This is a genomic window from Anaerotruncus sp. G3(2012) (assembly GCF_000403395.2).
Taxonomy (GTDB): domain Bacteria; phylum Bacillota; class Clostridia; order Oscillospirales; family Ruminococcaceae; genus Anaerotruncus.
The window spans coordinates 840,786-865,757 of sequence record NZ_KE159657.1 but is presented as its reverse complement, the minus strand read 5'-3'; the positions used below and the strand labels follow the sequence as shown (position 1 = coordinate 865,757).

Genomic DNA, 24,972 nt, shown 5'->3' with positions numbered 1-24,972 from the left:
TTAAATATTGTAAAAGCGCCTTGCTGCGATTTCTTGTCTACCACTATGTAAAATCCCCCCTTGAGATCGGAGAAGGTTCCAATCCCAAGGGGGGGATATATATTCCAGAGGTCAGATAAACCGGTCAATCATCGGCAGGTTGGCCCAGAGTTCCTAGGCTTGCAGCCTTCAAATAGGCGTTGATAAAACCATCCAGATCACCGTCCATCACCGCATTGATATTGCTGTTCTCAAATTTGGTCCGCGTGTCCTTCGCCAGGGTGTACGGCATAAATACATAGGAACGAATCTGGCTGCCCCATGCAATCTGCGCCTGCTCCCCTTTGATCTCCTGAATATTCGCTAGGTGCTCGCGCTCCTTGATTTCGATTAGCTTTGCGGTTAGCATCTTCATACACATTGCTCGGTTTTGAAGCTGACTGCGCTCGTTCTGGCAAGCAACAACAATCCCAGTCGGCAGATGGGTCAGACGTACTGCGGAAGAAGTCTTGTTGATGTGCTGTCCGCCCGCGCCAGACGACCGGAACACATCCATTTTGATGTCCTCCGGACGGATTTCAACCGTTGTGTCCTCACTCAGCTCGGGTAGAACCTCAACCGAGGAAAACGAGGTGTGGCGCCGGCCGGACGAATCGAACGGGGAAATCCGCACCAGACGGTGCACCCCGCTTTCCGAACGCAAAAAGCCATAAGCATTCTCCCCTTCAATCATGATCGACGCACTTTTCAGCCCCGCTTCATCCCCATCCAAATAGTCCAGAATCTTATAGGTAAAGCCATGGCGCTCCGCCCAGCGGGTATACATGCGATAGAGCATCTGCGCCCAGTCCTGCGCCTCGGTCCCGCCGGCTCCTGCATGGAAGGTCACGATCGCATTGTTTGCGTCGTACTGCCCAGTCAACAGCGTGGTAAGCTTCTGGGTTTCCAGCATCTTTTCGAACCGCTCCACATCAGAGAGTGCTTCTGGATAGACGCTCTCGTCTTCCTCCTCGTTGCCCAGCTCGATCAGGGTCAGGGTGTCCTCATAGAGGGCCGACAGATCGTCATAACTTGCAAGCTTCGCTTTGACTTTTGCGGTCTCAAGCTGGTTTTTCTGGGATTTTTCCACATCATTCCAAAACCCCGGCACAGTGGTTTTCTCTTCAAGCTCGGCCAGCTTGCGCTGAAGCCCCTCATAACCGATCGCCTGCCGGTATTCCTGTACCTCGTCCTCGCGTGCGCTCAGACGGAGTCGCAGCTCTTCAAATTGCAGCATACTGGTGCACCGCTCCTTATCCGTTTGATTGGGGGCTGATCTGATGTTGGAATTCCCTGCCAACCCCCGGGTTCCAGACAATCCCTGCTTTTTGTAACAATTTATTATACTATTCTTTTCCGAAAAAGTAAAGCCGCCAGAGCCTGTTTCAAAGTAGAGAAAACGGATGACTAACAAACAATCAGCAGCTATAAAGAAAAAATGCAGAAATATATAAGTTCTGTTTTGATGAAGTGTTTAAAAAGCTGGCCAGCAGGCGACTTCAGATCGAAAGGGGCAGTCCCCATCTGGCTCCCTTGATGCAGGCAGGCACCTGTGTTATAATTGGACTGCTTTCCCAAGTGCAAAATTTCAGTTTTTCGGAGGTCTCTATGTGTAAGGTAATCCTGTATATTGCAATGAGTCTGGATGGTTATATCGCAGATCGGGACGGCGGTGTTGCCTGGCTCGACGGTGATGGCAGTGACTGCGGGCATCCGGGAAGTTATCCGGATTTCATCCAGACCGTTGATACCGTCGTCCTTGGGTACAGAACTTATCATCAGATTATTTCCGAACTCTCTCCAGAAAACTGGGTTTACCGCGGGCTGAAGAGCTATGTCTTTACCCATCGGAAGCTGCTTTCTACGGAAGAGATTCTGTTTACCGACCGATCCCCCGCGGATCTGGTTGCCGAACTGAAAAACAGCAGTAGTGGAATCTGGGTCTGCGGAGGTTCAGACATCGCCAACCAGCTTCTGGAGGCTGGGTTGATTGACGAACTTTTTATCTCAGTGATCCCTACCATTCTGGGAGGTGGCATTCGGCTGTTTACCGCCGAGCGCTCTATGGGCTTGATGCTCCTGTCTGTCCTGCATTATAACGGGATTGTAGAGATGAGGTACCGGTTAAAGGAGACACCAGATACTGTATGATTTTCAAGTAACAGGCAACAAATCAGCTGTTTTTGTAAAATTAGGCCGATTTGTTCATAATTACGCCCTTGAAAAATCTAGAAATCCATGTATCATATTCACATAAGGATCACACAAGCAAAGTTTTGAATGGTTCAGGAGTTGATTTTTTGGCACACTATACAGGTGTACATTGTCCGGTATGCGATAAAAAATTTACGGATGAGGATGATATTGTTGTATGCCCGGTATGCGGGACACCACATCACCGCGCCTGCTACCAACAGGAGGGCCGGTGCGCATTCGAAGAACAACATATCAAGGGGCATACCTGGGAGCCATCCGGGCGGGATACCTATACGGGACAAGAACGGACCGATCATGCGTCCAGCACAGCCTGTCCCTCCTGCGGTGCGAACAATCCGCCAAGCGGACTATTTTGCCAGATCTGCGGGACTCCGCTCCGGAAAACATCCGATCCGGCAGGTCAATGGCAGTGGCAGCAGCCCTCTCAACAGCCGGGGCCAAATCCTTACGCAAGTTCCAATGCCTATAATGCCTCTTTCGGAGGTCTGTCCCCGGACGACCAGATCAATGGCATATCGGTGCGGGATCTTGCGCTCTATATCGGGCCGAACTCCCACTATTTCCTGCCTCGATTCAAGCAGATGTCCGAACACAGTGGAATATCATTTAACTTTTCGGCATTCCTGTTCCATTTTGTCTATTTCTTTTACCGCAAAATGTATCTGGCTGGGACGCTCCTGCTTCTGCTTGCGGCAATGACCTTTGTTCCTGCACTGTTTATTGCGCGGGAATACACGATATTTGTGCTGGAAAACTTCTCAGATATCTCTGTTGGGATCATGCCGGTGTTCGAGCCGGTCAACCACCTCTGGGCCTATCGCCTACTTCCTTACACCCGAATGGTTATGCTCGGGATTATGTTCCTGCTCGCGCTTTTCGCCAATCAACTCTATATGCAGCATGTGTTCCATAAGGTCGCTAAAATCCGCGAACATTTGGGCAGCACGGTGAACGATCAAATCTATACCGATTCCCTTGTCCGCTGCGGACGGACCAGCCGTGTTGCAGTCGTTCTCTGTCTCGTTGGCGCAGCCGCAGCCTATTTTGGATCATGTCTGTTGATCGCTCTTACTGTCATCGCAGGGGCTTAGTGGATAGACGGAAGCTTTCTGCCAAAGACACCAAATAGCTTTTTTAGACAACGATTTGTGTTATGGAGGGTTCTCTATGAAAGTACGTAAAGCAGTCATCCCGGCAGCCGGTTTGGGCACACGGGTGCTTCCCGCTTCCAAGGCTGTCCCGAAAGAGATGTTACCCATCGTAGATAAACCGGCGATCCAGTATATCGTGGAAGAAGCGGTCGCCAGCGGGATCGAGGATATCCTAATCATCACCAACCGCGGGAAATCCCTGATTGAGGATCATTTCGACCATGCCCCTGAACTGGAGGACAAGCTCCGTTCGTCCGGCAAACAGGATTTGTTCGATCAGGTGGTTTCGCTGGCGCATCTGTGCAATATCCAGTATGTGCGCCAGAAGGAAACGCGGGGACTCGGCCATGCAGTTGGATGTGCAAAATCATTTGTCGGTAACGAGTCGTTTGCGGTGCTTTATGGGGATGATGTCGTCATCTCCCCGCCCGAAAAACCCGCAATCGGCGAACTGATCGCAGTCCATGAAACCTATGGAAAGAGTGTGGTCGGTATCAAAGAGGTGCCCGATGATCTGCTGCGCAGCTACTGCACGCTTGGAGTTAAGCCGGTTCAAAATGCGGTCTATGAAGTGTTCGACATGATCGAGAAGCCGCTCCCCGAAGAAGTGATTTCAAATTTTGCAATTCTGGGGCGGTGCGTTCTGACTCCGGACATCTTCGAGCTGATTGAGAATACCCCCCCCTCCCGAAACAACGAAGTCCAGCTGACCGACGCGATGCGCACCCTCGCCAAACGGGGAGATATGATGGGGATTGCCTACACCGGGAAGCGTTATGATATGGGGAACAAGCTCGGGATTTTGCAGGCAACCATTGAGGTAGGACTTACCCATCCTGAAATCGGAACCGGCCTGCGGGCCTATCTGAAGGAAATCGCCTCCACCCTTTAACAAAGGCAGGCGATCAAAAAAAGCCCCTTGCAAATTTGTTCAGGATATGCTATGATACCTCACAGTAACAACGCTGAGATCGGGAAAGTAGCCTGTCCCCCGCTGATTCAGAGAGGTTTGTCACCGGCTGAAAGCAAACTGCAGTGGAAACAGGTGAAGTTCGCCCGTGAGCGGCTCCGCTGAACCGGAAGAAGTAGGCGGCAGACGGTTTGCCCCGTTACCGGCAGCAGGAGTGCCCGGCCTTGGCTGGGAATATGGGTGGTACCACGGACGCTTTTCAGCGGTTCGTCCCTTTTGGAGGGACGGACCGTTTTTTATTTGGAGCGGACGATATTTCCCGGAAATCCTGCACCGCAGTTTTCAAAGGAATCATTAGGAGGAGAATCACCATGCTAAACGCACTGCAAACGATCAAGGAGCAGGCGGCACAGGCGCTGGCACAGGCCGGCGACCCCAAACTGCTCGATGAGCTTCGCGTCAAATACCTCGGAAAAAAGGGCGAACTGACTGCCATCCTCAAGCAGATGGGCAAGCTCTCGGCCGAAGAGCGGCCGAAAGTGGGTGCCTTCGCAAACGAGGTGCGCGCCTCTATCGAAGCGCTGATCGACGAAAAAGCCGCTTCGATCAAAGCTGAGATGCAGTCCAAAAAGCTGGAGGCTGAAAAACTCGACGTCACAATGCCCGGGAAGGCCGCCCCGATCGGCAAACCGCATCCGCTCACCAAGGTGTTGGACGAGGTTAAGGAGATCTTTCTCGGGATGGGCTTTTCGATCGCGGAAGGCCCGGAGGTAGAACTGGATTACTACAACTTTGAGGCTCTGAATATTCCGAAAGACCACCCTGCCCGGGATACACAGGACACCTTCTATATCTCGGACAACGTGCTTCTGCGGACACAGACTTCCCCTGTCCAGATCCGCACAATGGAAAACCAGAAACCGCCGATCCACATCATCGCTCCTGGAAGGGTCTACCGTTCGGATGCAGTCGACGCTACCCATTCCCCTCTCTTCCACCAGATCGAAGGACTGGTAGTCGATAAAGGGGTCACCATGGCGGATCTGAAAGGTACGTTAGAACTGTTTGTCAAACGGCTGTATGGTGAAGAATCGGTGGTCCGGTTCCGTCCGCACCACTTCCCGTTCACTGAACCGTCCGCCGAGCTGGATGTCCAGTGCTTCGCCTGCAAGGGTGAGGGATGCCGTCTCTGCAAGGGCGAAGGCTGGATCGAAATTCTCGGCTGTGGTATGGTGCATCCCAAGGTGCTTTCGATCTGCGGAATCGACCCCGAGGAGTACAGCGGATTTGCGTTTGGGATGGGGCTTGAGCGCATCGTCATGCGCCGCTACAACATCAGCGACATGCGCCTGTTCTTCGAGAACGACGTACGGTTCCTCAACCAGTTCTAAGGGGGTAAACGATCATGAATTTGTCGATCAGATGGCTACAGGATTATGTGGATATTGGACATGTCTCCCCTCGTGCATTCGCGGAGAAGATGACCATGTCCGGTTCCAAGGTGGAGGGTTATGAGATTGAAGGCAGCGAAATCCGCAATGTGGTTGTCGGTAAACTGCTTTCGGTGGACCCGCATCCGAATGCGGAAAAATTGGTAATCTGCAAGGTGGATGTCGGCTCGGGGGAGCCAATCCAGATTTGCACCGGCGCACACAACGTCAAGGCTGGCGATATCGTGCCGGTTGCACTGGATGACAGCGACCTGCCGGGCGGCAAGCACATTCGAAAGGGCAAGCTGCGCGGCGAGGAAAGCAACGGGATGCTCTGTTCGCTCGGCGAACTCGGACTGACGCAGCACGATTTTCCCTATGCTGACGAGGATGGTATCTTCCTGCTGGAAGAACCGGACGTCCAGCTCGGACAGGACATCCAGAGTGCACTCGGCTTAAATGATACCTGTGTTGAATTTGAGATCACATCCAACCGTCCCGACTGCCTGTCTGTAACCGGGCTTGCGCGGGAGGCGGCGCTCACCTTCGATGTCCCGCTGAACCTGCCCAAACCGGCTGTCAAAAATACAGTGGATGACATCCACAACTATCTCTCGGTAGAGGTCACCGCACCCGATCTCTGCCCGCGCTACGTCGCGCGGATGGTCAAAAATATCAAAATTGAGCCTTCCCCGCGGTGGATGCGCGAGCGCCTGCGTGCTTCCGGTGTCCGCCCGATCAATAACATTGTTGACATCACCAACTATGTCATGCTGGAGTACGGCCAGCCGATGCACGCATTTGACCATAAATTTGTTGAGGGCGGGAAGATTGTCGTCCGCCGCGCAACCGAGGGAGAAACGATTGTGACACTCGACGGAGTGGAGCGCACACTTACTCCAGATATGCTCACGATTGCCGATGCAAAAAAACCGTCCGCGGTTGCGGGCGTGATGGGCGGCGAGTATAGCGGCATCGTTGACGATACCAATATGATCGTCTTTGAGTCCGCCTGCTTCAACGGGCCGTCGGTCCGCACCACTGCCAAAAAGCTCGGGATGCGCACCGAAGCTTCCGGACGGTTTGAAAAGCAGCTTGATCCCGCAACCTGCATCCCTGCGGTTGAGCGGGCCTGCGAGCTGGTAGAGCTGCTCGGCGCAGGAGAGGTGGTCGGCGGTACGATCGACGTGGACAATGCGGACCGGACAGAACGCCGCATTCCATTCGATCCGGCATGGATCAACCGGTTCATCGGCATCGACGTGCCAGTCGAGAAGATGAAGGAAATTCTGACCCGCCTCGAATGCCGGATTGACGGCGGCGACGTGATCCCGCCCTCCTTCCGCCTCGATCTGGAGCATAAAGCAGATATCTCCGAAGAGATTGCCCGGTTCTATGGCTACGACAAAATCCCTTCGACTGCAATCCGCGGGGTTGCAAACGGCAGCTATACCGACAAGCAGAAGTTTGACCGCAGCATCCACTCGATCCTGCGGGCGCAGGGATTGTCCGAAATTTCGACCTATTCGTTCATCAGCCCGAAATATTACGACAAGATCGGCCTGCCCGCAGACAGCAGCTACCGCAACTGCGTGGTCATCAGCAATCCGCTCGGTGAAGATACCAGCGTCATGCGTACCACGACCGTCCCCTCGATGCTCGAAGTGCTCTCCCGCAACTACAACAACCGGAACAAGTCCGCTTCCCTCTATGAAATCGGTACTGTCTATCTGCCTCGAGAGGGACGGGAACTGCCGGAGGAAACTCCATTCATCACCTTGGGTGCATACGGGAGCGAACAGGATTTCTTCTCGCTGAAGGGGACTGTTGAAACCCTGCTCAACGGGCTGGGGATCGAAGGATATGAGTTTACCGCCTGTTCCACCCACCCCACCTACCATCCGGGACGCTGTGCAGTGATATCGATCGGTGATGCAACCCTTGGCATGATTGGTGAAGTGCATCCTTCTGTCTCCGAAAACTACGAGATTGGTACGCGGGTCTACCTTGCTTCACTCAGCGAGGCCGTGATGTTTGCGCATGTTGCTCCAGAAAAGGGTTACACTCCCCTGCCTAGGTTCCCGGCTTCCACCCGCGATCTTGCACTAATCTGCGAGGATGCCCTGCCGGTCGCCGAATTGGAAAAGGCAATCCGTGGTGCAGTCGGCAACATTCTGGAACATGTCTCTCTGTTCGACATCTACCGAGGCTCACAGGTTGCGGAAGGCAAAAAGAGCGTCGCATACAGCCTGACCCTGCGTGCAGATAACCGCACCCTTACCGATGAAGAGGCTGACGCGGCGGTAAAACGGGTTTTGAAGGCGCTCAAAACAATCGGTGTCGAAATCCGCAGCTGAAATCCGGTATAATCCAAACCGTTGTTGCATAAAATAAACCATATAAAACTTTGCATCCCCTTGCTATTCCTCGAACTTTGTAGTAAAATAAACTTGTCATCAATCAGCGCAGCGGTTTCCGGCAGGCTGATTGCATCGAGCGACGTACTATCAAAAAAGAGGTGATGTAATGCACGAGCCAACAATTTCGTTTTCAATCCATGAGGATAAGGAGCAGCAGTTAAAGGAGATTCTAACCGCCGTTTATGATGCTCTGCGTCAAAAGGGCTATAACCCCATCAATCAGATCGTGGGTTACATCCTGTCGGAAGATCCGACCTATATCACGACTCACAACAACGCACGCGCGCTGATCCGCAAGATCGACCGCGACGAGCTGCTCCAGCTTTTGGTTAAAAGCTACCTTAACGATTAGAAACAGCGGATTCAGACGCCCCCGCCGTAAAGACGGGGGCGTCTGTTTCACCCCTAGCAGATTTTTTTGCGAATGGTTCGATCACAAGATATGGAGGAATCCGGATGTCTAAAACGGTACTGATTACTGGCGGCTCCCGCGGGATTGGGGCTGCGGCTGCGATGCTTTTTGCACAGGAGGGATACCAGATGGCGGTCAATTACTGTGCAAACCGGCTCCGGGCGGTCGAGATCGCTACCCGTATCCGATCGCTTGGTCAGGATGCAGAGGTCTTTTGCGCAGATGTCTCTGACCGTATCCAGGTGGAAGCAATGGTGAATGCTGTTGAACGGCGGTTCGGCAGCATTGATGTTCTGGTCAATAACGCTGGAATCGCTCAACAGAAGCTGTTCAACGATATTTCCCCTGCTGAATGGGAGCGGATGCTCGCGGTCAATCTGACTGGGATGTTCCATACCTGCCAGTGTGTCCTGCCGCAAATGATCCGCCGCCACAGCGGAAAAATTATCAATATTTCCTCTGTCTGGGGGATCACCGGAGCTTCGTGCGAAGTCCACTATTCCGCATCAAAAGCCGCGGTAATCGGCCTAACCAAGGCGCTTGCCAAAGAGGTCGGGCCGTCGCACATCACGGTAAACTGTGTTGCGCCCGGAGTGATCTCCACCGAGATGAACGCCGCGCTCGATCAGGAGACGCTCTCCGCCCTTCAGGAGGAAACCCCGCTTGAGCGGATCGGCTCGCCGGAGGACGCTGCCCACGCGATCGTCTTTCTTGCATCCGAAAAGGCAGATTTTATCACCGGACAGGTCATCAGCCCTAACGGCGGGTTCGTAATCTGAAAAACCATCCCCACATCCAGAACACCGGATGTGGGGATGGTTTCATCTGCTGCACAAATCATCAGGACTTACTGCTCAGCTGACGTTCCAGCCAGATCGAGGCGATATTCAGCGCATCGTACAGATTGTTCTTCTCGGTCTTTTTGATGATCCGATCCCGCGGCCGCAGTTCATCATCAGTCGACCAGATTTGAACCGAAACTTTATTCGGAAGCATGGTGTCTTTAAAAGGAGACTCCCCCAGAATTTGCAGCATCGCCACATATTTGTCCCCCATGTCTCCGTAATAAATGGTCTTATCGCACCGAACCAAAGGACGCCCTTTGAAGGTCAGTGCGCCGGGTTGGGTAATCTTTTTTTCCATAAAATCCCTCGCAATCTATCTTCATTGATTTGTTTAACAAAAAACTCGTCTGAAACGAAAGCTCAAGCGCAATTTGCCCTTTCACATCATAATCCTGTCAAGGGGATACAAACACATTGTTCTTATGATAGCACATTTTCGCGTTTCTGTAAAGCTATTTCAGCTCTGCAACTGTAACCCCTGATTCCCCTTCCCCGTAAGCTCCCAGGCGGAAGGTCTTTATATTCTTATGGCTCTTGAGCCGCTGCTGGACCGCGGCACGCAGCACCCCTGTGCCTTTTCCGTGGATAATGGTGATCGACGGCACATTCGAAAGGACACAGCTGTCGATAAACCGGTCAAGCTCGACCAATGCTTCATCGGCGGTCATGCCGCGCAGATCTAGCTCCGTTTTTGCGCTGCGGACCGATTTGGAGGAAACGCCGCGGGTTGAGATGCCTGCATTATTGAAAGTTGTGCGTTTCTTGCCCATATCGACCAGCCTTACCTCCGACTGATGCACCTTTGTCTTGAGGATGCCCGCCTGTACAGTGACGTATCCCTGGCCATCCGGGGCGGACAACAGGGTTCCTTCCCTGTTCATCGAAAGCAATCGCACTGTATCCCCCCGTTTCAATGGGCGGGAAGGCGTATAGTTCTCCGGATTTTTGCGGGTCACAGGGTCCGCAAGGTCCTGTAATTTTCGCATATCAGCGCGGAACGAAACCTTCGCCTGAGCCAGCCGCTCCTCAAATGCAGCGGCATCCTTCGCCTTTTTCAGCTCGTCTAGTTCGTCAAGCATCGCCTGTGCCTGGGCATGAACCTGTTCTACAATCCCTCGCGCCTGCTGCCGCGCCCTTTCAAGTTCCCGCTCCCGCTCGGCCTGCATCGTCCGGCGCAGCTCATCGGCTTCCTGACTCGTCCGCTGCGCCTCGATCCGATTGGTTTGTGCCAGTTCCCGCTCATGTTCCAGTTCCTGGCGGGTCGCTTCAAGCTGGGAAACCACATCCTCGAACTGTGTATTCTCTTTTGAAATATGCGCCCTTGCGCTCTCGATGATCTCGACCGGCAAACCCAGCCGTTCACTGATTGCAAAGGCATTGGAGCGCCCAGGCACTCCGGTCAACAGACGGTAGGTCGGTCTCAGAGTGGCCACATCAAACTCGCAGCTCGCATTTTCGACGCCTTCTGTATTAAGTGCAAACATCTTGATCTCTGCGTAATGGGTGGTAGCAACTACCCGGGACCGCTGCGCTCGAAGCTGTTCAATTACCGCGACCGCCAGTGCCGCGCCTTCGACCGGATCGGTCCCCGCGCCCAGCTCATCCAGCAGGACCAGAGACTTTTCGTTTGCCTCCTGCAAAATCCGGATGATATTGGTCATATGCGCCGAGAAGGTCGAGAGGCTCTGTTCAATGCTCTGCTCGTCACCGATGTCGACTAGTACATTTTCAAAAACCGGGATCGAGCTTCCATCTGCCACTGGCAACATCAGGCCGCACTGCGCCATCAACACCAGAAGTCCCAATGTCTTGATCGCTACAGTCTTTCCCCCTGTGTTGGGGCCGGTGACTACCAGCGTGTCAAACCCGTCGCCAAGGCGCAGTTCAATCGGCACCACCTTCTCTTTCTCAATCAGAGGGTGCCGCGCTTTTTTCAGGAAAACCACCCCATTTTCATTGAGGTTTGGAATGGTTGCGTGCATCTCGTCAGCGAGCCTGCTCTTTGCAAAATAAAGGTCAAGTTCAACGATTGCCTCATAGCTGCCCTTAATGCTCTCGGCACATCCGCCGACCTGCGCAGACAGTTCCTGCAAAATACGCCGGATCTCCGCCTGCTCTCTGCTTTGGAGAAGACGGATTTCATTGTTCGCCTCAACCACTCCCATCGGCTCGATGAAAACGGTAGAGCCGGATGCCGAAGTGTCATGGACCAGACCTTTGATCTCGTTTCGATATTCGATTTTGACCGGCACAACGAACCGCCCATCGCGCTGGGTAATGATGTTTTCCTGCAAAAATTTCTGATAGGTAGCAGAGCGCACCATTCGATCCAGCACTTCTCGGGCCCTTGCCCCCGATTGACGGATCTTGCGCCGAATTTCTGACAACTCCGGACTTGCATTGTCGGCGATCTCGTCCTCTGAGAGGATCGTCGCCGAAATATTCCGCTGCAAAGTAGGGAGCGCGACCACCGACCCGAGTAAAATGTCGAGACTGGTAGGATCTCCCTCAAGCTGATGTCCCCAACGCTCGATCGTCTCAATCGCACGAAGCACGCGTGCCACATCCAGAAGTTCTCTCGGGGAAAGCTGCGCGCCGATCGAGGCACGCTTGAGTGCACCCGAACAGTTTTCGATCGAACCGATTGATGGGGTCGAATACCGGTTGGTCAGCGCATTTGCATCTGATGTGAACCGCATTAATGCACGTACATCCCGCAGATTATCTGCAGGTTCGACCGCAAGCGCCATTGCCCGGCTGTCCGCACAGCAGCAGTGCTTCGAAAGACGCAAAAGCACCTTGTCAAGTTCTAATGCTTTACAATATTTATTCATAAACTCCTCCCCTGCTCATGCAGGCCATCTCAACGCCTTATGTATCCATGTGTTGTTTAAATCTGCATAGAAAGATAAAAATCCAGCGTTTCAAGGCGTTTTTCAATCTGTGTCATGACATAATGTTGGGTGATCTCGTTCAGATCCATAAGCTGCTCTTTCGGAGCTGTAAAGGAAAATAACTTTTCAGACTCCGCGTAAAGAATATGCCGCATTGCAGCGAGTACCGTCCTCGAAAGGGGAACCCGAATCTGGTTTTCAGGGTAATTCTGGATACACGCCCCACAAGCGATCGACGCACTTTGCGGGAGGAAATAAACCACATCCGACTCGAAGCATCCACAGCCTGTGCAGGCAACCAGATTCGGCATATAGCCTGCCATCGTCATCAGACGCAGCTCGTAGACTGCCTTAACGAACCCGCAGCTCCTCTTCCCCCGGTCGAGCAGATAGAGTGAGTTGAGCAGCAGCCGCAGATAATCGAGAGCTGGCTCCTCATGGGGTGCCAGCTCTGCAGTGAGCTGGCAGAAATAAGAGGCCAGAGAAAGCTTCTCCACATCCCCACGCACCCCCATAAACAGGCTGTTTAAATCCGCTTTATCAACGCTGTACTTTCCCTTGTTCTCAAACAGCACAAAACACGAGTAGCTTAACAGCTCACCTGGGACTCGCAGAACCCCACGCGGCTTTTTCGCCCCTCGTGCATAGGCCGTAATGACGCCGCGCTCCTTGGTTAAGAGCGTCAGCACACTGTCATATTCTTCAACCGCCCGCTCCCGCAGTACGATCCCATCGGTCGTGATATGCACTGTTCTCACCTGTTGCCGTCCGAACATCGCCCAGCACCGGTCTCCCCTGCCCCTGCTGCTTGACATCCAGATAGTTCAAATAATCGGCTACCCTGCCGGTATGCAAAAAGGCATCGTATGCCTGCTGCTCATTTGGCTGCACCACAACCACCTCCATCAGACTCTATGGAAGTAGTGTTCGCTGTTTTTCTTCAGTTATCAGAGGGAATCGTTCTCACAATTTCCATCAATTTTTAGGTTGACAAACTCAGTTGAATCCGAATGAGCGGATCACATTTTCCCGGTTGCGCCAGTCCTCCCGGACCTTGACCCAACATTTCAGATTCACCTTGCAGCGGAGGAAATGCTCGATGTCCTCCCGAGCCTGACTCGCTACCCGCTTCAGCATTCCGCCGCCTTTGCCGATAATCATCCCCTTGTGACTTTCCTTCTCACAATAAATCTGTACTTCAATATCAATGAGCTGTTGTTCCTCACGCTCGTGCATCCGCTCAACAGTCACTGCCACACCATGGGGAATCTCGTCATACATGTTTTTAAGCAGCTTTTCCCGTACAATCTCGGCAACGATCACCCGCTCGGGCTGATCGGTCAGGGTATCCTCATCAAAAAAGAACGGGGACGGTGCTGCGAATTTTTCCAGCTCGTCCAGAACCGCGTCCACCCCATCCCCTTTCAGCGCGGAGATCGGAACCACAGCCTCAAATGGATATGCCTGGGAAAAGGCCAGAATCCGAGGCATCAGTTTTTCACGCAGGTCAAGTGTGTCGATCTTGTTGATCGCAAGAATAGCCGGAATCCGCTGCGCCTGAAAGGACGCTATCAGTTCCTGTTCGGCTTTCTGAATCTCGCCGGCCGGCTCAACCACCAGAACCGCGACATCCACATCTGCCACGCTTTCATTCACCTGTTTAACCATATATTCCGACAGCTTGGTGCGCGGCTTGTGCAGCCCAGGCGTATCAATAAACACAAATTGGGTATTTTCCCGGGTCAGCACACCAGTGATCCGTGTACGGGTTGTCTGCGGCTTATTCGAAACGATTGCTACCTTTTCACCGATCAGGGCGTTGAGCAGGCTCGATTTTCCAACATTCGGCCTGCCCACAATGGCAACAAACGCTGTTTTTGTCTCTTGCATGAAGTCACTCCTTCAAATGGGTAAAGGTTTATTTTTCGGGGGTACTAAAGATAAACCAACCGGACAGCAGCAGAGCGGCTACTGCCAGGACAAAATAGAGCGGGCTGGTCAATATCCGCAACCCAAGCGCAGCCAGCCTGTCCGGAATCCAGAAAAGCGAGATTCCCACCAGAACCGCTGCAAAAGCAGATACTGCGACCGCCCCAGCTGCCATATCCTTTGCAGCTTTGGCGAGCGGATGAGGGTTTGGAGAAGCCAAATCAACCAGCGACTCGATCGCCGAATTAACCAGTTCGAGCGAGATGACAGCACCCACAGTCAGGAACAAAAGCGCAAACCGCATCCGGTCCAGTTTGAGCGCCCAACCAAGCCAAAACGCATATCCCGCTGCTGTCAGGTGAATTCGAAGGTTGCGCTCTCTTCCGACACAGGCACGAATTCCCTCCGCTGCATAGCCGAAGCTGCGGAGGAGACGAGCGCATTTACCGCCTGTCCGATACGACATAACTGGTATCCCGCTCCAATCCAAGGCTCGTCAGAATGCTTTCTTCCTTTTCCCGCATCCGCACCTGCTCCAGCCCTCCGGATTCGTGATCGTATCCAAGCAGGTGAAGTATCGAATGGACGGTCAGAAACCCGATTTCGCGCTGGAGCGTATGCCCATAGAGCCTGGCCTGTTCGACTGCCTTTTCCACTGAAATCACCACATCTCCCAGCTGAAGCGCACCGGTTTCAAAATTGCGGTCGTAGTTTCCATTTTCCCCCAGCGGAAACGAAAGCACATCGGTTGGCATATCCTTGCCGCGGAACTCGGCATTGAGCTGCCGGATCTGCTCGTTAGTCACAAAGCTCACGCTGACCTCCGCATCGTCTGAGAATTTTTCAGCCAGCAGAACAGCATGGCAGCATCGGCGGATCAGCAGCCGTATACCGCTCGGAATTTTGACCAACTTCTGCCGGTTGGAGATCATTACCTTCACACTTCCCGTCATCTGCTTCTGCCCTCCTGATGATTGCTGTTGTAATACCTTTCGTATGCTTTGATGATCGCCTGCACCAACCGATGGCGCACCACGTCCTTCTCATTGAACTGGGTAATCCCGATATCCTCCACATTTTTCAGCACCTTCACCGCCTCGACAAGTCCCGATCGGCGGGCGTCAGGCAGGTCGATCTGGGTCACATCTCCGGTGATAATTGCTTTCGAGTTGAAGCCCAACCGGGTCAGGAACATCTTCATCTGTTCTGGCGTGGTGTTCTGTGCTTCGTCCAAAATGATAAAACTGTCGTCCAGAGTGCGCCCACGCATATAGGCAAGCGGCGCCACCTCGATGTTCTGCCGCTCGACATATTTCGCAAAATTCTCGCTGCCCAGCATGTCGAACAGTGCATCATAAAGTGGACGCAGATAAGGGTCCACCTTATTCTGGAGGTCACCAGGGAGAAAGCCAAGTTTCTCCCCAGCCTCGACCGCCGGACGAGTCAGAATAATCCGGTTGACCTCATGTGCGCGGAATGCCCGCACCGCCATTGCAACCGCGAGATAGGTTTTTCCAGTACCTGCCGGACCCACCCCGATGCTGATCGTGTTGTCCCGGATCGAATGGATATATTTTTTCTGTCCGAGCGTCTTTGCCTTGACCGGTTTGCCGGAAGCAGTGATGCAGATCACATCGTCCGACAGGGTTGATACCTGATCTTCGGTGCCCTCGCTGACCATCGCCATGACATAACGGACATTCTGTTCGGTGATCGCTTCCCCCTTGTTGATCAGGGAGAGCAACCCCGTAATCGTTCGTACCGCGAGGGATACCCCCTCCTCATCTCCGAATACCTTGATTTCAGAGCCTCGGCAGGTAACGGTTACCTTATATTCCTGTTCGATCAGACGCACATTTTCATCAAAACTCCCAAATAGTGCGAGAGCATGTTCCATCCGGTCGATATTTACCAGTTGTTCGATCATAACTGAACATCCGTCCTTTTTCTTTCAGCGTCTTCTTTAGTATAGCAAAACCCATCTCGTTTAACAAGCATTTTTCACATATTTTTGTGAATATTTTGTGAAATTCTTCCACTATACACAGGAATTCTACAAAATTTCTGCACAACCCATCAAAAAATTCTGTTTTAATAACCGCCCTCTCGCTTGTGAGATGTCTTTTTCTGTTCTTGTTTGTCAAAAACAGGTATTTCTACCTGGCGCGCAATATCCTGTTCGATCAGGTATCTGCCGGTCAGGCAGAGCACACCGTCCACCACTTCGGCGGACCGGTCTGCCGAAAGGATTGTATCCCCCCAGTTTTCTGTTTCCTGTCTGCGCAGCGCTCGTTCCGCGATCCGTAGGGCAGATTCCGGAGAGATCTCCTCCAACCGTGTTTCATAGAACAGATAGTTCTCCCGCGTGATGAGAAATGGCAGTTCCAGCCCAAACAGCTTTGGAGAACGGGTGATGCGTTCGAGCTTATAGTCCCCCTCCAGCCCGCAATAGAGGAAGAGTGGGAGCCGAACACCGAACAGTTCGAGATATCGCCGCTTTTTGATCTCGCCGGTCAGGACATATTCCTCCTGCACCAGCGGCACTTCGATCTTCAGCGATTCCGGGATATGCGCGATCACGCGGGCGTTTGCCCGCACCAGATGGGTCATTCCCCAGCGGTCCTCGTTCACCCCGCTGACGATGATCTCCCCTTCGCGCACTGTATCGCCTACCCGCAAAAGGGAGCGTCCATCGGTGACCTCCAACCGTTTGATCTGTCCATCCCGCGCTGCGACCACATTTGCCGGAACATCGGTGTCGATCTTTTCGGGAGGGCGCACCCGCTCCCGCACCAGCAGGGTCGCTGTCGTACCGCGGATATTGAGCGCTGCCCATGCAAGCCCATCCACCCGGATTACCAGTTCCTCCCTCAGAACCCCGGCGTCGATCCTGCCCTTGAACGACCCTCTGTGTACGCCAAGATCGGCGAGCGCGTTGGTGAGGATCCGGGAATCAATCTGCTCGTTTCCCTCGACCCGGATTACCCAAATAAACTGCTGCATGACCGTCAGGAAGAGTGCGAAGAACAGCACACCGATCAGGATACCCAGCCGTTTCCGGTAGCGATGGATCAAAAATGGAAGTCCATACCGCTCAGTAACTCGGGTGACTACCCCTGCCTTCCGAGCAAGACGATGCATTCTCCGATAGCCGCTTACCGTCGTGCAGCCGGAGAACGCCCCATCCGACCGTCTGCATTCCCATGAGGGAATATGGTGGTAAGCACACAGATTGATAAACCGTTCGATCGAGCCGGACCGGGCGGAGAATCGGATGTGTCCACGCAGCCAGCGCAGAAAAAAGATGATAAACAAACTCTTACACCCCTTTGGCGGCGCGCCGCCCTCATTACAAAAATGCGATTGAGGTAAAATACCCCTCTACCATCACGCCGTCGCCGGTCATATATTTGAGCATCAGATTCCTGCCGGTGATCCGTACCACCAGTTTCCCTGCATTGATCCGCACTACTTTGTCGTCATACTCAAGCACTCCCTGACAGTGCTCGATCACTGCTTCCCGGTTTCCAAGCAATTCGATCTCCGGAAGCCCTTCCAGTACATTGAAAGGCAGTTCAAACGTCCGAGAGAGCCGTTCCCGGATCGAACATTTTTCCTCCTGCCTGCGTCTTTTTTTCCACATGGGAAAAGCCTCCTTCCGCATTTTCAGTTTGCTCCCTAGCATAGGTATGAAAAGGCAATTCGATTTATGAAAAAGAGGGATTCTATGAAACAGATTCGATGGTTCTGGGCACCGCTCGCTATGATGACAGCAGCCGGGCTGCTTTGGAAAACGCAGGAGGTTTCCGACGGTGTGCGGGAGGGGCTGGCCCGCTGTGCCGCTGTGGTGATCCCCTCGCTCTTCCCTTTCATGATCCTTGCGGGATTGATTTCCGCCAGCCGTGTGGGTACCGTTTTAAGCCGGTGGATCGCCCGCCCCGCCGGATGGCTGATCGGGCTTCCCGATTCGCTCGGGGCGGTCTTTCTCATGAGCTTTGTCGGGGGATATCCGGTCGGTGCGCGGATGCTCGCGTCCATGCTTGAACGCCGGGAGATCGACCGCGATACCGCAGCAGCTGCACTCTGCTTGTGCGTTAACGCCGGTCCCTCCTTTTTAATCTCGGCAGTCGGTGCAGGAATGTTCGGCAGCCGAAGAGCAGGAGCCTTTCTGCTGATTGCGCAGGTCTGTTCTGCACTGGTGGTAGGCCGGTTTGCCTGTTGCACACTTCGACGCACCCACCCGATGACATTAACAGCAGATCGCTCAAACTCCAATGGGTTTGTCCATGCGGTGCAGGGGGCAAGCGCGGGCATTCTCGGTATCTGTGCGTTTGTGGTGGCGTTCTCCGCGATCATCGCCCTGTTAAACGCGCTTGGCATCCTGCAAGCAGTCGCCCGGATGCTGGGGGCATTCTTCCCCTCCCTCGGTGCATCGTTCTTTTCCGCATGGATCACAGGACTGCTCGAAGTAACAAGCGGTTGCACGCTCGCCGCCTCCCTGCATACCCGCGCCGGATTTGCGCTCTGCGGATTTCTAGTCTCGTTCTCCTCTCTCAGCATCCTGCTCCAGGTAAAGGCCTGCTTTCCCGATCTGCCTCGGTTCTGTCTGCGGCCGTTCTATCTTTCCCGGCTGGTACACGGAAGCCTGACAGCTCTCTTGTCTTGGCTGTTCTGGGGCCTGCTCCCTCCCGAGGAACTTGCCGCCGCAATTATACAGGGAACCCCGATCCCACACGCTGCGCCCAATATGTTCATTTCCTCCGCCTGCCTGATCGCGATGTGCTCTATTCTGCTGCTTCCAAATCGAAAAAACACTGGAAATGTTAATAATTACGCATAGAAATTTTTTGTCGATTCCTGTATACTGAAACAGTATGGAGGTGCGACATGTTTAAATCCAAACTCTTTTCCGATCAAATTCCCCCTTCCTGTGCCTACTGTAAATTCGGGTTTGTCTCCCAGAATGGCCGGTCGGTTCTCTGTGAAAAAAAAGGGGTGACTGAACCGCATGATTCCTGTAAAAGATATTTATACGCACCGCTCAAACGGGTTCCGAAACGCCCCCGCGCACTGCCGCAGTTTGACCACTCGGACTTTGAGCTTTGAATCGGGGCTGTCCGGAAAGCAGAATATTCAGTAAACCTTATCCTATCTGACAAGGGAGTTCTTCTGCCATGAAATACTATTCCAACCAACGGGGTACGGTAATCCGCACCCTGCTGGCTTCGCTTGCGATTCTCGCGGTGACTTTTACCGTACTCTCCGCATCCGACCTGTTCCACGGCGAAATTATAAAGCGGGAATTCCCGGAGGGAATCCCCGCTACCCCGGAAACCCTGCGCGCCATGACTGTCCGGACGCAAGGCAACGCCGATTTTCCCAGTGCACCCGGGCTCCCTGCCAAAGAGATGCAGGCGGAACTGGACGAAATCGCCGCATTTGCCAATACTTACGGCTATAATGCGATCTTTTTTGAAGCAGTCCCCGAATGTGACGCATTTTATCAGTCGGAAATCCTGCCTTCGAGTTCCTTCTGGACCGGCAAACAGGGCGGATTCACCTTTTTTGATCCTTTGCGCTATCTGACCAACATCTCAAAAACATACAACATACAGGTTTATGCGGTGGTAGATGCGTTTGGGGTTGCCGCTGAAGGCCGGGCGTCAGCGAGTCCGGTCGACAGTGATCTGATTGCCAACGGCCTGCTCGATCCGGACGCACAAAAGGTGCAGTCCCTGCTTCCGGCAGTTGTCAAAGAGCTGACCGGACGTTACGATGTGGCCGGCGTTGTCTTCGCAGGAGTGGATTCCAAGGCGCTCGACTCCCCCTCCTATGCGGAAAGCCTGTCAAAAATCCTGTCCGATTCCCATGACAGCATCCGACAGAAGGGGGCACAGCGGCTGGGCATTGTGGTAAACAGCAACCTGCTTTCGAATGAGCGTGACTTTGTGTCCGCACCGGTGCAGGCGGGGGATCTCGATTTTGTGGTGACCTCGATGGTCAGCGATGCGGATACTGCCGATGGCGTCAAACTGCTGCAAACCGAGCTTTCCGGCTGGGAGCAGCTCTGCGAAAATGCTTCGATCCCCTATTATCCGCTTCATATCGCCTCGGATGAGACCATCTTCACCCACTCGATCGACAACAGCTTCTACTTTGAGCGGCAGTTTGGCGCAGGCGGGTCGGTCATCAGTAACTATGGTTCGCTCCATACCGAACGAAGGATGGCAGCTTACTCGCTTGCCTCATCGTTCCGGCAGCAGCCATCCGAATCTATGCCAGACCTCTCCTACAGTCGGACGTTCCAAGTCACCCGGCCGGCAGAATCCATCACTCTGTCGGATACCGCATATACTACATGGAAAAATTACTTTATCACTGGCACTTCGAACCCTGATCTCCCTGTCCTCTACAACGGTAAGGAGATCGACCGTCCAAACGAAAATGGGCTTTGGGGTGTTCTGGTAGATGTGGAAGTTGGTACAAATAACTATACGTTCAGCCAGAACGGCACCGAGCGGACGGTACAGATCATCCGCAAGGAGCCTGCGCAGGCTCCGGATATCATCAGCACGATTACAAAAAGCTCGGTCTATCCCGCGAATCCGGAAGCGGTACTTGCGGGCAGAGGGCTGAAGCTCTCCTGCACTGCGCCTGCGGGCGGGAAGGTAACCGCCCGTGTCGGCGGCCTGACGACCGAACTGGAACCAGTCTCCTCCGCTGAGGATGGGGTGGCGGTCACCTACCAGCAGACCCTTGATCTCTCTTCGCTCGCCGTTGCCGGACAGGTCAAACGGATTGGGCCTGTCACCTATTCCCTCAGCTATAATGGGATGAACAGTTCCCAGCAGAGCGCGGGGGAGGTCTATGTGGCAGGAGCGGGTGCCGAACCGGTCGCGCGGATCAACAGTTCGTTTGTGCCCATCAGCAGCAACGGGAAGGACGACGGGGAATATACCACTGTACTGAAAGGGGGCTGCGTGGACACAATCGTTGAGAACAATGGCGGCGGGTATTACCTCCTTTCCTCGGGCGGATATGCGCTCAAATCCACCGTAGAAATTCTGGAAGGTAAAGAAACGGCGGTCAGCGAGGTTTCTTCAATCCTGTTGCGGCAGGTCGAAAAGGGTGAACAGCTCGTGATTACCGGCACCAAACGCCCGGCTTTCACTGGTGAAATGGCAGACGGGAGCGTCCGCGTTACCCTTTACAACCTTTCCGGTTTCGAACAGATGGACACTTCGGTGCTCAACAGTACCCTTTGTTCCTCCATCAAATCCTCCATTGCGGAGGACGGCAGTACAGTAACCCTGACCTTCCAACTCAATCCGGGCTGCGAACTGACCGGTTGGAATGTACAGTTTGACGGTGAAAATACAGTAATTTACCTCAAGCAGAAGCCCCGCCTCCAGCGCAATACTGGCACACCGCTTGCAGGCGTCACCATCCTGCTTGATCCCGGACATGGCGGAACCGATCCTGGCGCTGCTTCGGTTCCCTATAACGCGGGCCCGTGGGAAAACACCCTGAATTATGCGGACTCCTGTGCCCTGCAAAGCCGTCTGGAAGCGTTGGGGGCAACTGTCCATCTGACCCAGCGCAACGAGACCATGACACTTAATGAGCGGATGTCAATGGCCGAACAGGTAGATGCAGATATGTTCATCTCCAGTCACCACAACTCCCTCTCAGAACAGGTGGATTCCAATAAAGTGGAAGGGATTGAGGTCTACTACTACAACGGCCAGTCGCAAGTGTTCGCTGAAAACATCGGCGCGAACCTTGCCTCGGTCACTGGGCGCAAGCTCCGGTTTGTCAACTGGTCATGGTACCGGGTCACCATGCTGACCTCCTGCCCCGCAGTTCTGGTCGAATCCGGGTACATTTGCAGCCCTGCTGAATTTGACCGGATTGCAAGTGATTTCGGAATGTTCCAGTATGCGAATGGCGTTGCCGATGCGGTGCTGCAATATTTCCAATAACGGATAAAAACAGCCGTCCACAGAAGTTCTGTGGACGGCTGTTTGCGTTTCCTGCCTTATTCTGCCCAGTCTTTGCAAACATCTACCCATCGGGTCGCTTTCGCATAGGAAAAAAGCTCTTCACAGGTCAGCTCGATCGCCGAATTGCTGCTCCCACAGGCAGGATAGACCGACTCAAACCGTTTAAGTGAGCAGTCGAGCACCGTCTCTACCTGCGGGTTTTCGACCGCGAACGGACACACTCCGCCGACCGCGTGCCCGGTCATTTCGAGCACCTCCTCTGGAGTCAGCATCTTTGCTTTCATCCCGAAGGCATCCTTAAACTTACGGTTGTCGATCCGCGCATCCCCTGCTGCGACAATCAGCACACAGCCCTCTCCCTGCTTAAACGACAGGGTCTTTGCAATCCGCGCTGGGACCACGCCAACCGCCTGCGCCGCAAGCTCGACCGTCGCACTTGAAGTTTCAAACTCCAGCACATCCTGCCCGCGTCCGAGCGCTTCGAAATATGCCTTCACCTTTTCAATCGCCATTTTTCTGTTCCTTTCGCAAAAAGCGAGCGGCGGAATCTCCGCCGCCCACCGTTTTTTATCTGTATGTTATCGTAATTGTCATTGTCCCTTTGACATCCGTCAGTTCGATATCCATAGCGCCGACATATACATAGCATAGTTATACCAGCTCTGTCTATCAGCTGAAACTGTCAAAAGAGAATTTAAGCTGCTCGGTGCGGCATAGGCCCCAGTAGATGCACCCATAGCGAAAGCAGCAACTGTCCGCCAGACCTGCTGAGAACAGCCTGACGTTTTGGTGCATTCTCCTTGCTGCATCCGACTTTTCCGCCCCATCACCGTTCAGTAGATTTCCTCTCCGCTGAGAATCGGCACTCCATGTTCACAAAGCACTTTTTCTGCGACTGCGTTGTCCTCAACCCGCAGAACAACATACGCGGTTTTTTCCGCCTTACTGACAAACGCATACATATATTCCACTGTAATCTTGGCATCAGCAAGCGCTTTCAGGGCAGTCACAAGCCCGCCCGGCTCATCGGTGACGCCGACAGCGATCACATCGGTCTGCGAGACGGTGAAACCCTGTTCCCTGAGCGCAGATTCAGCGCGTGCGGGATGGTTGACAATCATGCGCAGGATCCCGAAATTGGTGGTATCGGCGATCGAAAGCGCCCGGATATTGATTTCCTTCTGGCGGAGCACCTCGCTGATCTCCGCCAAACGGCCCAGCTGGTTTTCTACAAAAACGGACAGCTGTTTGATAACCATTCGTAACACCCATTCTGCCATATGGCTTTTATTTCCCTGTCTATGGACAGGGAGCTACAGCTCCATCCGGGCTGTAGCGTTCCTTCCGGCAGTGTGCCGCAAAGCTGCACAGCCCTGCTCAACGGCAGGCACAAACCGGAAAAACGATTTTGCCTCTGCAACTATGATACCACTAAATCTTGCGTTTGTCGATAACGCGGACCGCTTTTCCTTCGCTGCGCGCGATCGTCTTTGGAGAAACCAGATGGACCTTTGCAGAAAGGCCGAGCATCGCTTTCAGACCTTCGACCAGCTCCTTCTCTCGTGCGGAAATGCCCTTCACCGTATCGTCGAACATCTCCTGTGTCATCTCGACCTGCACATCAAGGGTATCGGTATTCTTCACCCGGTCGACAATGATCTGGTAGTTTGCCGGATACCCGTGATTGAGCAGTACCGTTTCGATCTGGGACGGGAACACATTAACCCCGCGAATAATCATCATGTCGTCACTGCGTCCCATCGGCTTGCTCATCTTGACATGGGTGCGGCCACAGGGGCAAGGCTCGCGGTTCAGCACGCAAATGTCGCGGGTGCGGTACCGCAGCAGCGGGAATGCCTTTTTGGTGATGCTGGTGAACACCAGCTCGCCTTTCTCCCCCTCCGGCAGGACTTCTCCAGTCTCCGGGTTGATGATCTCCGCAATGAAATGATCCTCATTGACATGCATACCGGTCTGCGCCTCACACTCGAACGAAACACCCGGCCCGGAAATCTCGGTCAGGCCATAGATATCATACGCCCGTATCCCCAGCTTTTTCTCAATGTCCCGGCGCATCTCCTCGCTCCATGCCTCCGCGCCGAAAATGCCTGCTTTCAGGCTGATCTCATCTGGACGAATCCCCATTTCTGCAAACGACTCACCGATAAACGCGGCATAGGAAGGCGTACAGCAGAGGATGGTCGCCTGAAGATCCTGGATAAACTGGATCTGACGCTGGGTGTTGCCGGAGGACATCGGCAGGGTCAAGCAGCCGACTTTATGCGATCCACCATTCAGCCCGGGGCCTCCAGTAAACAGCCCGTAACCATACGCAACCTGCACGACATCTTTTTTACTCCCGCCTGCCGCCACAATCGCCCTGGCACAGCAGTCCTCCCAGAGGTCGATGTCCGCCTGGGTATAGAACGCGACCACCCGTTTTCCGGTGGTACCGCTGGTCGACTGGATGCGCACCGCGTCCTCAAGCGGAACCGCCAAAAGGCCATATGGGTAAGCGTCCCGCAGGTCGCCCTTGGTCAGGAACGGCAGCTTATAAAGGTCATCCGTGGATTTGATGTCGGCGGGGGTCAGCTTTTTTTCCTCCATCTTCTGACGATAGTATGGAACATTCTTGTAAACATGGTTGACCGTCTCTACCAGCCGCTCATCCTGCCACGCTTTGATCTGTTCGCGGGATGCGCGTTCGATCTCAGGCTGATAATAGTTTGACAATAGAACCAGT

At 53.6% G+C, this 24,972-nt stretch carries 24 protein-coding genes and 1 other annotated feature; of the genes, 10 read left to right on the top strand and 14 right to left on the bottom strand.

Going from position 1 to position 24,972, the window contains the following annotated elements; all coding sequences use genetic code 11:
- Positions 1-124 precede the first annotated feature (124 nt).
- On the bottom strand, positions 125-1,255 hold the full coding sequence (prfB, locus tag C814_RS09785) for a peptide chain release factor 2 (RefSeq protein WP_016315524.1): 1,131 nt from the start codon (positions 1,253-1,255) through the stop codon (positions 125-127).
- A 371-nt stretch (positions 1,256-1,626) separates the two neighbouring features.
- Here prfB and C814_RS09780 point away from each other — a divergent pair, with 371 nt between their 5' ends.
- The 7 genes from C814_RS09780 (at position 1,627) to ymfI (ending at position 9,337) form a co-directional block, all read left to right on the top strand.
- Positions 1,627-2,169, top strand: a complete 543-nt coding sequence (locus C814_RS09780; RefSeq protein ID WP_016315523.1) for a dihydrofolate reductase family protein — start codon at positions 1,627-1,629, stop codon at positions 2,167-2,169.
- Positions 2,170-2,318: 149 nt separating this feature from the next.
- Positions 2,319-3,326: an RING finger protein gene (locus C814_RS09775; RefSeq protein WP_016315522.1), complete on the top strand. Its 1,008-nt coding sequence runs from the start codon at positions 2,319-2,321 to the stop codon at positions 3,324-3,326.
- A 76-nt stretch (positions 3,327-3,402) separates the two neighbouring features.
- Positions 3,403-4,278 carry a UTP--glucose-1-phosphate uridylyltransferase GalU gene (gene galU / locus C814_RS09770; protein ID WP_016315521.1) on the top strand — a complete coding sequence of 292 codons (876 nt, stop codon included), beginning with the start codon at positions 3,403-3,405 and terminating at the stop codon, positions 4,276-4,278.
- A 66-nt stretch (positions 4,279-4,344) separates the two neighbouring features.
- Positions 4,345-4,574 (top strand) — a binding site (T-box leader).
- A 93-nt stretch (positions 4,575-4,667) separates the two neighbouring features.
- Positions 4,668-5,687, top strand: coding sequence for a phenylalanine--tRNA ligase subunit alpha (gene pheS / locus C814_RS09765; RefSeq protein ID WP_016315519.1), 1,020 nt, complete (start codon positions 4,668-4,670; stop codon positions 5,685-5,687).
- A gap of 14 nt (positions 5,688-5,701) precedes the next feature.
- On the top strand, positions 5,702-8,083 hold the full coding sequence (gene pheT / locus C814_RS09760) for a phenylalanine--tRNA ligase subunit beta (protein ID WP_016315518.1): 2,382 nt from the start codon (positions 5,702-5,704) through the stop codon (positions 8,081-8,083).
- Between the two features lie 169 nt (positions 8,084-8,252).
- Entirely contained in the window at positions 8,253-8,498 is a 246-nt protein-coding gene (locus C814_RS09755) for an IreB family regulatory phosphoprotein (RefSeq protein WP_016315517.1), read from the top strand.
- A 98-nt stretch (positions 8,499-8,596) separates the two neighbouring features.
- Positions 8,597-9,337 carry an elongation factor P 5-aminopentanone reductase gene (gene ymfI, locus C814_RS09750; RefSeq protein ID WP_155846337.1) on the top strand — a complete coding sequence of 247 codons (741 nt, stop codon included), beginning with the start codon at positions 8,597-8,599 and terminating at the stop codon, positions 9,335-9,337.
- A gap of 61 nt (positions 9,338-9,398) precedes the next feature.
- On the opposite strand, the gene C814_RS09745 is transcribed toward ymfI, so the two are convergent.
- The 10 genes from C814_RS09745 to C814_RS09710 form a co-directional block, all read right to left on the bottom strand.
- Entirely contained in the window at positions 9,399-9,701 is a 303-nt protein-coding gene (locus C814_RS09745; protein WP_016315515.1) for a hypothetical protein, read from the bottom strand.
- A gap of 154 nt (positions 9,702-9,855) precedes the next feature.
- Positions 9,856-12,237, bottom strand: coding sequence for an endonuclease MutS2 (locus C814_RS09740; protein WP_016315514.1), 2,382 nt, complete (start codon positions 12,235-12,237; stop codon positions 9,856-9,858).
- Positions 12,238-12,293: 56 nt separating this feature from the next.
- Positions 12,294-13,055, bottom strand: coding sequence for a DNA repair protein RecO (gene recO / locus C814_RS09735; RefSeq protein WP_158604927.1), 762 nt, complete (start codon positions 13,053-13,055; stop codon positions 12,294-12,296).
- Positions 13,000-13,188 carry a hypothetical protein gene (locus C814_RS24080; protein WP_196809904.1) on the bottom strand — a complete coding sequence of 63 codons (189 nt, stop codon included), beginning with the start codon at positions 13,186-13,188 and terminating at the stop codon, positions 13,000-13,002. Before C814_RS24080 ends, recO begins: the two co-directional genes overlap by 56 nt.
- A 105-nt stretch (positions 13,189-13,293) precedes the next feature.
- Positions 13,294-14,187, bottom strand: a complete 894-nt coding sequence (gene era / locus C814_RS09730; RefSeq protein ID WP_016315512.1) for a GTPase Era — start codon at positions 14,185-14,187, stop codon at positions 13,294-13,296.
- A 28-nt stretch (positions 14,188-14,215) separates the two neighbouring features.
- Positions 14,216-14,692 (bottom strand): diacylglycerol kinase family protein, encoded by a 477-nt coding sequence (locus C814_RS0104075; protein ID WP_016315511.1) that lies wholly within the window; start codon positions 14,690-14,692, stop codon positions 14,216-14,218.
- Positions 14,670-15,179 (bottom strand): rRNA maturation RNase YbeY, encoded by a 510-nt coding sequence (ybeY, locus tag C814_RS09725; RefSeq protein WP_016315510.1) that lies wholly within the window; start codon positions 15,177-15,179, stop codon positions 14,670-14,672. Before ybeY ends, C814_RS0104075 begins: the two co-directional genes overlap by 23 nt.
- Entirely contained in the window at positions 15,176-16,153 is a 978-nt protein-coding gene (locus C814_RS09720; RefSeq protein WP_016315509.1) for a PhoH family protein, read from the bottom strand. Before C814_RS09720 ends, ybeY begins: the two co-directional genes overlap by 4 nt.
- A 164-nt stretch (positions 16,154-16,317) precedes the next feature.
- Positions 16,318-17,541 (bottom strand): sporulation protein YqfD, encoded by a 1,224-nt coding sequence (locus tag C814_RS09715; RefSeq protein WP_016315508.1) that lies wholly within the window; start codon positions 17,539-17,541, stop codon positions 16,318-16,320.
- A gap of 34 nt (positions 17,542-17,575) precedes the next feature.
- Complete coding sequence (locus C814_RS09710; RefSeq protein WP_016315507.1) at positions 17,576-17,869, bottom strand: YabP/YqfC family sporulation protein; 294 nt, start codon at positions 17,867-17,869, stop codon at positions 17,576-17,578.
- An 84-nt stretch (positions 17,870-17,953) separates the two neighbouring features.
- On the opposite strand from C814_RS09710, the gene C814_RS09705 reads away from it, so the two are divergent.
- From C814_RS09705 to C814_RS09695, 3 genes are all read left to right on the top strand, one after another.
- Entirely contained in the window at positions 17,954-19,066 is a 1,113-nt protein-coding gene (locus C814_RS09705) for a sporulation integral membrane protein YlbJ (protein WP_016315506.1), read from the top strand.
- Positions 19,067-19,113: 47 nt separating this feature from the next.
- On the top strand, positions 19,114-19,332 hold the full coding sequence (locus C814_RS09700; RefSeq protein ID WP_016315505.1) for a hypothetical protein: 219 nt from the start codon (positions 19,114-19,116) through the stop codon (positions 19,330-19,332).
- A 68-nt stretch (positions 19,333-19,400) separates the two neighbouring features.
- Positions 19,401-22,208, top strand: coding sequence for an N-acetylmuramoyl-L-alanine amidase (locus C814_RS09695; RefSeq protein ID WP_016315504.1), 2,808 nt, complete (start codon positions 19,401-19,403; stop codon positions 22,206-22,208).
- 56 nt (positions 22,209-22,264) lie between these two features.
- Here C814_RS09695 and C814_RS09690 read toward each other — a convergent pair whose 3' ends face one another.
- The 3 genes from C814_RS09690 to C814_RS09680 all read right to left on the bottom strand — a co-directional run bounded on the left by C814_RS09690 (position 22,265) and on the right by C814_RS09680 (position 24,962).
- Positions 22,265-22,741, bottom strand: coding sequence for a YbaK/EbsC family protein (locus C814_RS09690; protein ID WP_016315503.1), 477 nt, complete (start codon positions 22,739-22,741; stop codon positions 22,265-22,267).
- Positions 22,742-23,062: 321 nt separating this feature from the next.
- Complete coding sequence (locus tag C814_RS09685; protein WP_022788284.1) at positions 23,063-23,488, bottom strand: ACT domain-containing protein; 426 nt, start codon at positions 23,486-23,488, stop codon at positions 23,063-23,065.
- A gap of 172 nt (positions 23,489-23,660) precedes the next feature.
- On the bottom strand, positions 23,661-24,962 hold the full coding sequence (locus C814_RS09680; RefSeq protein ID WP_016315501.1) for a phenylacetate--CoA ligase family protein: 1,302 nt from the start codon (positions 24,960-24,962) through the stop codon (positions 23,661-23,663).
- Between the last annotated feature and the right edge of the window lie 10 nt (positions 24,963-24,972).